The organism is Marinobacterium lutimaris (assembly GCF_900108065.1).
Taxonomy (GTDB): Bacteria; Pseudomonadota; Gammaproteobacteria; order Pseudomonadales; family Balneatricaceae; genus Marinobacterium_D; species Marinobacterium_D lutimaris.
On record NZ_FNVQ01000017.1, the window covers coordinates 1 to 2116 of the forward strand.

The window sequence follows — 2116 nt, forward strand, 5'->3', positions numbered from 1 at the left end:
TTAAGCTGGGCATAGTCCGGTTTGTCATCGTGCAGGGTGATCGGCAGCTTACCGCCAAAGATGTTCTGGTCGATGAAGTTGAACGCGCCGCCGAGAATCGGGCCGAACTTGTGCATCGCCGGTCCGAAGTTGCGCGAGCGGAACAGCTCGTCATAGGCCCAGCTGGCTTCGAACTTGTCCGTGAAGCTGCTCAGCTCAGCACCACCTTCATTACCGGCCGCAATCGCCTCAAACACCGCTTCCGCCGCCAGCATGCCGGATTTCATGGCGGTATGGGTGCCCTTGATCTTGCTGAAGTTCAGGGTGCCGGCGTTGCAGCCGATCAGCAGACCGCCGGGGAACGTCATCTTCGGCAGGGCATTGAAGCCACCCTTGGTGATGGCGCGGGCGCCATAGGCCACACGCGTGCCGCCTTCGAAATGCTGGGCCAGCACCGGATGATGCTTCAGGCGCTGGAACTCGTCGAACGGGCTCAGCCAAGGGTTGGTGTAGTTCAGATCGACGATCAGACCGACCACCGCCTGGTTGTTCTCCAGGTGATAGAGGAAGAAGCCACCGGTCGTATCGCCTTCAAGCGGCCAGCCGGAACCGTGCACCACCAGGCCCGGCTGATGCTTGGCCGGATCGATATCCCAAAGCTCCTTGATGCCGATACCGTAATGCTGGGCATCGGCTTCGTTATCGAGTTTGAATTGCTCGATCAGCTGCTTGCCGAGATGTCCGCGGCAGCCTTCGGCGAAGAGGGTGTACTTGGCGTGCAGCTCCATCCCTTCCGTGTAGTTGGGACCCTGCTCACCGGCCGCGGTGATGCCCATATCGCCAGTGGCAATACCTTTAACTGAACCGTCTTCATTGAAGAGGATTTCAGCGGCGGCAAAGCCGGGGAAGATCTCCACGCCCAGGCCTTCCGCCTGTTCGGCCAGCCAGCGGCAGACGTTGCCGAGGCTGACCACGTAGTTGTTAAGCCCATGCCCGGTATTGTGCATGGTCTTGGGAATCAGTGCGTTGGGCAGTTTTTTCGCTGCGGTATCGCTTTTGAGCAGATAAAGCTCATCGGAGGTCACTGGTGTATTCAGCGGTGCTCGACTCTCTTCAGGAGCGTCCTTCCAGTCCGGGAAGAGTTCATCCATGGCGCGGGATTCGATGACAGCGCCGGAGAGAATATGGGCACCGACCTCGGAGCCTTTCTCGACGACACAGACGGTGAGTTCCTGTTCGGCTTCCTGTGCCTGCTGCATCAGACGACAGGCAGCGCTGAGACCCGCAGGGCCGGCACCGACGATGACTACATCAAATTCCATGGATTCGCGCATGGGAAAACCTCGTTCACGGATAGTGGGGCGCGTGCTTCAAGGCGGCTAGCCTGAGTCGTCAGGATGGCCGCCGAGCACGTCTGTTTTTATGTGGCTATCAATAACACTGAAACGCGCTCGATCGCGCTTTAGAGCTTCGCTTCCAGCTCCGGCAGGATCTCGAACAGATCGCCCACCAGGCCGTAGTCGGCCACCTGGAAGATCGGCGCTTCCTCATCCTTGTTGATCGCCACGATCACCTTGGACTCTTTCATACCGGCCAGGTGCTGGATCGCACCGGAGATACCCACGGCGATATAGAGATCCGGAGCCACGATCTTACCGGTCTGGCCGACCTGCAGATCGTTGCTGACAAAGCCTGCATCCACCGCAGCGCGGGAGGCACCGATGGCAGCACCGAGTTTGTCGGCGAGTTTTTCCAGCAGGGCGAAGTTCTCGGCAGAACCGAGGCCCCGGCCACCGGAGATCACGATGCTGGCGGCAGTCAGATCCGGACGATCGGATTTAACCAGCTCTTCGCTGACAAAACTTGAGGTACCGGCATCGCAGGCGGTGCCCACGGCTTCAACGCTGGCACTGCCGCCTTCGGCGACCGCCTTGTCGAACGCGGAGGTGCGCACGGTGATCACCTTGACGGCGTCCAGGGACTGAACCGTAGCGATGGCGTTACCGGCATAGATCGGGCGCTTGAAGGTGTCGGCGGACTCAACGGCGATAATTTCGCTGAGCTGGCCCACATCCAGCAGGGCAGCGACGCGCGGCATGGCGTCCTTGCTGGTGCTGCTGGCAGCCGCTAAGATGTG

2 protein-coding genes are annotated in these 2116 nt (G+C 60.1%); both read right to left on the bottom strand.

Annotation, left to right across the window (positions count from 1 at the left end):
• Positions 1-1313: NAD(P)/FAD-dependent oxidoreductase (locus C4S72_RS25535; protein ID WP_104006035.1), on the bottom strand; the 1313-nt coding region annotated here is incomplete at its 3' end.
• Positions 1314-1441: 128 nt separating this feature from the next.
• Positions 1442-2116: electron transfer flavoprotein subunit alpha/FixB family protein (locus tag C4S72_RS25540; RefSeq protein WP_104006036.1), on the bottom strand; the 675-nt coding region annotated here is incomplete at its 5' end.